This is a genomic window from Desulfonatronospira sp. MSAO_Bac3 (genome assembly GCF_003838035.1).
Classification (GTDB): Bacteria; Desulfobacterota; Desulfovibrionia; order Desulfovibrionales; family Desulfonatronovibrionaceae; genus Desulfonatronospira; species Desulfonatronospira thiodismutans.
Map to the genome: position 1 here is coordinate 1 of NZ_QYZY01000055.1, position 6,741 is coordinate 6,741.

Annotated in this window: 9 protein-coding genes; 8 read left to right on the forward strand and 1 reads right to left on the reverse strand. The window is 55.3% G+C overall.

Going from position 1 to position 6,741, the window contains the following annotated elements:
• From ispG to D5S03_RS01760, 8 genes are all read left to right on the forward strand, one after another.
• Positions 1-975: flavodoxin-dependent (E)-4-hydroxy-3-methylbut-2-enyl-diphosphate synthase (gene ispG, locus D5S03_RS01725; protein ID WP_287042501.1), on the forward strand; the 975-nt coding region annotated here is incomplete at its 5' end.
• Positions 976-1,078: 103 nt separating this feature from the next.
• Positions 1,079-1,396, forward strand: coding sequence for a 30S ribosomal protein S6 (gene rpsF, locus D5S03_RS01730; RefSeq protein WP_287042502.1), 318 nt, complete (start codon positions 1,079-1,081; stop codon positions 1,394-1,396).
• 2 nt (positions 1,397-1,398) lie between these two features.
• Complete coding sequence (gene rpsR / locus D5S03_RS01735) at positions 1,399-1,656, forward strand: 30S ribosomal protein S18 (RefSeq protein WP_287042503.1); 258 nt, start codon at positions 1,399-1,401, stop codon at positions 1,654-1,656.
• Between the two features lie 12 nt (positions 1,657-1,668).
• A complete protein-coding gene (rplI, locus tag D5S03_RS01740; RefSeq protein WP_287042504.1) occupies positions 1,669-2,151 on the forward strand; it encodes a 50S ribosomal protein L9 in 483 nt (160 codons plus the stop codon).
• Positions 2,108-3,613 carry a replicative DNA helicase gene (gene dnaB / locus D5S03_RS01745; RefSeq protein ID WP_287042505.1) on the forward strand — a complete coding sequence of 502 codons (1,506 nt, stop codon included), beginning with the start codon at positions 2,108-2,110 and terminating at the stop codon, positions 3,611-3,613. The genes rplI and dnaB overlap by 44 nt, the downstream gene beginning before the upstream one ends.
• Positions 3,614-3,714: 101 nt before the next feature.
• On the forward strand, positions 3,715-5,016 hold the full coding sequence (locus D5S03_RS01750) for a phenylacetate--CoA ligase family protein (protein ID WP_287042506.1): 1,302 nt from the start codon (positions 3,715-3,717) through the stop codon (positions 5,014-5,016).
• A gap of 107 nt (positions 5,017-5,123) precedes the next feature.
• On the forward strand, positions 5,124-5,606 hold the full coding sequence (purE, locus tag D5S03_RS01755) for a 5-(carboxyamino)imidazole ribonucleotide mutase (protein ID WP_008870881.1): 483 nt from the start codon (positions 5,124-5,126) through the stop codon (positions 5,604-5,606).
• Positions 5,606-6,247 carry a queuosine precursor transporter gene (locus D5S03_RS01760; protein WP_287042507.1) on the forward strand — a complete coding sequence of 214 codons (642 nt, stop codon included), beginning with the start codon at positions 5,606-5,608 and terminating at the stop codon, positions 6,245-6,247. The genes purE and D5S03_RS01760 overlap by 1 nt, the downstream gene beginning before the upstream one ends.
• Before the next feature lie 8 nt (positions 6,248-6,255).
• Here D5S03_RS01760 and D5S03_RS01765 read toward each other — a convergent pair.
• The coding region (locus D5S03_RS01765) for a phosphoribosylamine--glycine ligase (protein ID WP_287042508.1) at positions 6,256-6,741 on the reverse strand (486 nt) is incomplete at its 5' end.

Here is a 6,741-nt window from a genome sequence, read left to right on the forward strand (position 1 = left end):
ACTCCCACCCGGGATGTGCAGGCCACACTGAACCAGATAAACAGCCTGGTCCGGGCCGGCTGTGAACTGGTCCGCCTGGCTGTTCCGGACATGGAATCGGCGCTTAGCCTGCCCGAAATCAAAAGCAGGTCTCCTGTCCCCCTGATCGCGGACATTCATTTCGATCACCGCCTGGCGCTCAAATCACTGGAGGCCGGGATGGATGGACTGCGCCTGAATCCCGGCAATATAGGAGGTCCAGGCAAGGTGTCCAGGGTGGTGCAGGAGGCCGGAAAACGCGGCGTGCCCATCCGCATAGGAGTCAACAGCGGTTCTGTGGAAAAAAAGCTGCTGGATAAGTACGGCGGTCCTGTACCCGAGGCCATGGTGGAAAGCGCCATGGGTCATGTCCGCCTCCTGGAGGAGCAGGGCTTTGAACTTATCAAGGTATCCCTCAAGTCCTCCTCTGTACCGGATACCATTAAGGCCTACAGCCTCATGGCTGATGAACGCGACTACCCCCTGCACATAGGAATAACCGAGGCCGGCACCCCCCTGCGCGGAGCTGCCAAATCCGGTGTGGGCCTGGGTATTCTCCTGCACCTGGGACTTGGCGACACCCTGCGCGTATCTTTGACCGGCAGCCCGGTGCAGGAAATGACCGTAGCCTGGGAAATCCTACGTTCCCTGGGACTCAGGCAGAGGGGACCGGAAATCATATCCTGCCCCACCTGCGGGCGGACAGAAATAGATCTTCCGGCCCTGGCCCAGGCGGTGGAAGACAGGCTAAGAGATGTGGACAAGGTATTTACAGTGGCTGTTATGGGCTGCGTGGTCAATGGTCCAGGTGAGGCCAGGGAGGCAGATATAGGCCTGGCCGGCGGCCGGGATTGCGGCATGATATTTAGAAAGGGCGAGATTGTGCGTAAAGTCAGGGGAAAAGACCTGATTCCGGAGTTCATGGCTGAACTGGACCGATTTTTGGACTTGACATGACTTGAGCCTGCAAATAGTTTGGTGTGTTTGTTCCGGCAAGAATCACCAACCATTAAACCTTGCTCTCTTAAATGAGGGCCAATGACCAAAAGGAGTTACACTGATGCAGGCAAGGTATGAAACGCTTTTGCTGCTGAACCCGGAGCTGGGTTCAGACGGAAGCAATGCACTGCTGGAGAAATTCTCCGGCGTACTGGAGAAAAACGGCGGCCAGGTCATCAAGAATGACGACTGGGGACTGAAAACCCTGGCTTATCCCGTCAAAAAACAGAACCGCGGCCGATACATCCGCATGGAGTATTCCCTCCCGGCTGCCCAGGTCTCGGAATTCGAGCGCAACATCCGTATTGCAGACGGAGTTTTTAAGTTTTTGACGGTTAAACTGCCCCAGGAACAGGAAAAGGCTCAGGAGGAAGAATAAACATGGTATACAGGAAATTCGCCCCCCGGAAAAAGTTCTGCCGTTTCTGCGCTTCCAAGGAAAACATCCTGGACTACAAGAACGTGGATATGCTCAAGGACTTCGTTACCGACCGGGGCAAAATCATAGCCCGCAGGATCACCGGCAACTGCGCCAAGCACCAGAGGGCTCTCACCACTGAAATCAAAAAGGCCAGACAGATGGCACTGCTGTATTACACTGCAACTCACAGCACCGACGTCAGGAAAAAGACAACTTAGGAGTAATCAAAAATGCAGCTGATATTAAGAGCAGACGTGGACAACCTGGGCCGACTGGGCGACGTGGTCAGGGTCAAGCCAGGATATGCCCGCAATTATTTAATCCCTCAAAGACTGGCCTACCCGGCCACCAAGGCCAACCTGAATATCTTTGAGCAGGAAAGAAAACGCCTGCAGGAAAAAATGGATGCCATCCGCCGCGAAGCCCAGAGTCTGGGAGAAAAGCTGGAGGAGGCCGATGTGGTTATACCCGTGCGCGTGGGCGAACACGACAAGCTTTACGGTTCGGTTACCACGGCCATGATTGCCGATGCCCTTGCCCAGCAGGGCATTGATATCGACAAACGCAAAATAGTACTGGACAACCCCATCAGAAGCCTCGGGGAATACGAAATCGGGGTCAAACTCCACCATGACATCCAGGCCAATGTAAAGGTCAGTGTTGTAAGACATGACAGCGAACAAGTCACCGGGCAGTCAGGGGAAGAATCCTGAAGGCAGCGCTCATTCCGGTTCCGGCAGATCCTTTAAAGGCAAAGATGCCTCCAAAAGATCCGGCCAGGACCTGAGCCAGTCCCTGGGAACAGTATCCGCGGACCTGGTAAAAAGAATGCCCCCCCAGAACCTGGAGGCCGAACAGGCGGTTCTGGGCGGGGTTTTTTTATCCAACGAGGTCCTGCATACCCTGGTGGACGTTCTCAGCGAGGAGGACTTCTACTCCCCGGCCCACCGCATAGTCTTCAGGACCTTCCTGGAACTTTACCGCCGCAATACTCCTGTGGACCTGGTCACCGTTCACGAGGAGCTGGAAAAAACCTCCCAACTGGAAAGCATCGGCGGAGCCGTATATCTGGCCTCACTCACCGAGGCCGTGGCTGCCTCGGCCAACGTACATTTTTATGCCCAGATAGTTAAGGAAAAGTCTGTTCGCAGGCACCTGATACAGGCCGCAACCAACATTATCGCCCAGAGCTTCGAGCCGGCCAGCGAAATAAGCGATCTCCTGGACACCTCAGAGCAAAGCATATTCGCCATCAGTGAAGCCAAAACCAAGCCGGTTTTCAGATCCACCAAGGACCTGGTGGAAGATGTCTTTAAGCTTCTGGAGCAAAGGGTAGAGCGCAAGGAACTGGTCACCGGGGTGTCCACCGGATATCACAAGCTGGACGAAATAACCGCCGGCTTTCAACCAACTGACCTTATTATCTGCGCCGGCAGGCCCAGCATGGGCAAAACCGCCTTCGCCCTGAATATGGCCATGCGCTCGGCCGTGGCTCACGGGGTAAAAACAGCCGTATTCTCCCTGGAGATGTCCATGGAGCAGCTCATGATGCGCATGCTCTGCTCCTGGGGTAAGGTGGACCTGAAAAACCTTCGGACCGGATTTTTAAACGACGAGGACTGGACCAGGCTGCATCAAGCCGCCCAGGCCCTTTCCAGGGCTCCCATATATATCGATGACACTCCTGCTTTGTCTTCCATGGAGATGCGGGCCAGAAGCCGCAGGCTCAAATCTGAAAAAGGCCTGGACCAGGTGGTGGTGGATTACCTGCAGCTTATGCGGGCGGGCAGATTCATCGACTCCAGGGAACAGGAAATATCCGAGATATCCAGGTCGCTTAAAGCTCTGGCCAAGGAGCTGAACGTACCAGTGGTAGCCCTGTCCCAGCTGAACCGCAAAGTCGAGGACAGGACCAACAAACGCCCTGTTCTTTCCGACCTGCGCGAATCCGGAGCGATCGAACAGGATGCGGATGTCATTTTGTTTCTGTATCGCGACGGTGTATATAATCCCAAGGAGGACAACCCGCGCAGGGACGTTGCCGAGGTCATCATCGGCAAACAGAGAAACGGTCCAGTGGGAACCGTGGAACTTTCATACCTGGACCGCTTTACCGCCTTTGAAAACCTGACCCATGTCCCGGCCCCTTCCGAAGAAGAAGCTCAGAATCTTTGACCTTTTTTAGCCATGAACCAAGTTTTTTCCTGTAATGTCAGCCACATGCCCCAAGCAGGCATGCCGGCACCATCAACAACCATCAGAAACCGGGGAGATGTATGCAAGTCTTTGACAGGCACGAAGTCCTTGACAGAAATGAAATCGAAAACCTGCAGGCCATAAGGCTTAAGAATACGGTTCACCAGGCCACTGCCTCCAATTTCTACCGCAACAGCCTTGCCCGGGCCAACGTGAAAGTCCCGGATATAAATTCCCACGCAGATATAGCCAGGCTGCCGTTCACCACCAAAGAAGACCTGCGGGAACAATACCCTTTCGGTTTTCTGGCCATGCCCAAGGAAAAAATGGTCCGCCTGCACGCCTCTTCCGGAACCACCGGGTCTCCCACAGTAATTCTGCACACCCAGAACGACCTCAATGTCTGGGCCGACCTGGTGGCCAGATCCATGCACTGCGCCGGGGTCCGCTCCAGCGACGTCTTCCAGAACATGAGCGGATACGGGCTTTTCACCGGGGGGCTGGGCATACATTACGGTGCAGAGAGGCTGGGCTGCCTGACCATCCCCGCCGGCGTAGGGAACAGCAAGCGCCAGATCAAGATGCTCGGGGACTACAAGGTAAGCGTGGCCCATATTATTCCATCATACGCCCTGCACCTGGGCTCGGTTTTTGACGACCAGGGTGTGGATCCGCGCTCCATGCACCTGCGCATCATGCTCATCGGGGCCGAGCCCCACAGCGAGGAAATAAGGAGCAGAATCCAGGAAATTTACGGGGTAAAGGCTTACAACTCCTATGGTCTTTCCGAGATGAACGGCCCCGGAGTTGCCTTCGAGTGCGAGTATCAGACCGGCATGCACCTGTGGGAGGATGCGTATGTGGCGGAAATAATCGACCCCGAAACCCTGGAGCCTGTTCCCGAGGGCCAGACCGGGGAGCTGGTCCTGACCACACTTACCCGGGAAGGAATGCCCATCCTGCGCTACCGCACCCGGGACCTGACCCGTTTTATACCCGGAGAATGTCCTTGCGGGCGCAGCCACAGGCGTATAGATCGGATCACCGGCCGATCCGACGACATGATCGTCATCAAGGGGGTAAACATCTACCCCATGCAGGTGGAAAAAATACTTATGTCCATTCCCGAAGTGGGACAGAACTATATCATCCAGCTTGAGCGCCAGGGTCACATGGACCAGATGCGGGTCAAGGTGGAAATAAGAGATGAGTTTTTTGTGGAGGACATGCGCCGTCTGCAGCAGATTCAGAACAAGATAGCCGGGCTCTTGAGAGAGGAAATACTCATCAGCCCCAAAATAGACCTGGTGGAGCACAATACCCTGCCCCAGTCCCAGGGCAAGGCCACCCGGGTGGTGGACAAGAGGGAAGAAGGAAAATAGTTTAAAAGATGTAATATTAACCATAAATCTGCAAGTTTATGGCTGGATTGTCCAGCTATAACAGGTGGTGAATAGGTATAAAAAACCATCAATCAGGAGTACAAAACATGCCCAAAGTAGCAATCTTTATGGGAAGCAAGTCCGATCTGGACCTGGTCAAACCCTGCGCCAAGATTCTAAGCGACCTGGAAATCGAGCACTTTATGACCATTTCCTCGGCTCATCGCACTCCGGTGCGCACCAAGGAACTGGTGCAGGAGATGGAGTCCAAGGGCTGCAGGGTCTTTATCTGCGCCGCTGGAATGGCTGCTCACCTGGCCGGGGCCGTGGCCGCCCAGACCATCAGGCCGGTTATCGGCATCCCCCTGGCTGCATCCAGCTTGAGCGGCTGGGACTCTCTGCTGGCCACAGTGCAAATGCCTCCGGGCTTTCCAGTGGCCACGGTTGCCCTGGACAAGGCCGGTGCCAGAAATGCAGCCTGGATGGCCGCCCAGATCCTGGCCCTGGAGGATGACGCCCTGGCCGGTAAAATCAGGCAGGCCCGGGAAAAGATGGCCCGGGACGTGGAAGAGGCGGCCCGGGATATATAGTGCAGGAACGTGTCAGTCCGGCCCTTATCTGCCTGGCCTGCATCTTTGCCGGCAGCCTGGTAATAGCCGCGGTCATTTCTTCCAAGATAATCAGCGTGGGTCCCATTGTGGTCCCGGCGGGCATCCTGGCCTACTGCCTGACCTTTGTGGCCTCGGATGTCATAAGCGAAATCTGGGGGAAAAACACGGCCAGGCAGGTGGTGGCCGGAGGCTTTGCAGCCCTGGTGGTCTGCCTGGGCCTTATACACCTGGCCCTGGCCTGGCCCGCCGCCCCTTTCTGGGAAGGGGGCCAGGCCTTTGAAGAGGTCCTGGGGGCTGCTCCCAGAATCATCCTGGCCTCTCTGGCTGCATACATTGTCAGCCAGTACCACGATGTCTGGGCTTTTCATTTCTGGAAAAAGACATTTCGCGGCAGGCACCTGTGGCTTAGAAACAATCTCTCCACCGCAGTATCCCAGCTCCTGGACAGCACCATCTTCATCTGTATAGCCTTTCTGGGGGTCATGCCCGTACTGCCCCTGATCCTGGGCCAGATGGCGGTCAAACTCATCATAGCCTTCCTGGATACCCCGCTGGTGTATCTTTTGGTGTGGCTGCTCAAAAAACCCGGCAGCCAGGAGAATTACTCTGCCACAGGGTAACAAATCAATTACAGTCCCTTCTGGCCTATATCCCGGCGGTAGTACAAGCCCTCAAAGGATATCTTCTCCACGGCCCGGTAACAGCGCTCAATGGCATCTCTTAGTTCCGAACCCAGAGCTGTTACTCCCAGCACCCGGCCTCCATTAGTGACCAGACGCCCTTCTTTATATGCTGTACCAGCATGAAAAACCTTGACTAAGGGATCCGTTTCAGCCTCTTCAATACCGGTTATTTCATGCCCCTTGGTATACTTGCCCGGGTACCCACCCGCTGAAAGGACAACACATACGCTGGCCTCATCTTTTATCTGCAGATTTCTTTCAGCTGCCCTGCCGTGTACGCAGGCCATGATCACCTCCAGAAGATCCGAGTCCAGGCGCATAAGCAAAGGCTGACATTCGGGATCACCGAAGCGGACATTGTACTCCAGCACCCTGGGGCCTTCTTCACTGCAAATAAGTCCAGCGTATAGAACCCCCTTGAAGAGCTGGTC

Bases quoted from the DNA above. Each gene is read 5' to 3' on its own strand.
- rpsR (WP_287042503.1), top strand. From the start codon at position 1,399: ATGGTATACAGGAAATTCGCCCCCCGGAAAAAGTTCTGCCGTTTCTGC.
- D5S03_RS01750 (WP_287042506.1), top strand. From the start codon at position 3,715: ATGCAAGTCTTTGACAGGCACGAAGTCCTTGACAGAAATGAAATCGAA.
- rpsF (WP_287042502.1), top strand. From the start codon at position 1,079: ATGCAGGCAAGGTATGAAACGCTTTTGCTGCTGAACCCGGAGCTGGGT.
- rplI (WP_287042504.1), top strand. From the start codon at position 1,669: ATGCAGCTGATATTAAGAGCAGACGTGGACAACCTGGGCCGACTGGGC.
- purE (WP_008870881.1), top strand. From the start codon at position 5,124: ATGCCCAAAGTAGCAATCTTTATGGGAAGCAAGTCCGATCTGGACCTG.
- dnaB (WP_287042505.1), top strand. From the start codon at position 2,108: ATGACAGCGAACAAGTCACCGGGCAGTCAGGGGAAGAATCCTGAAGGC.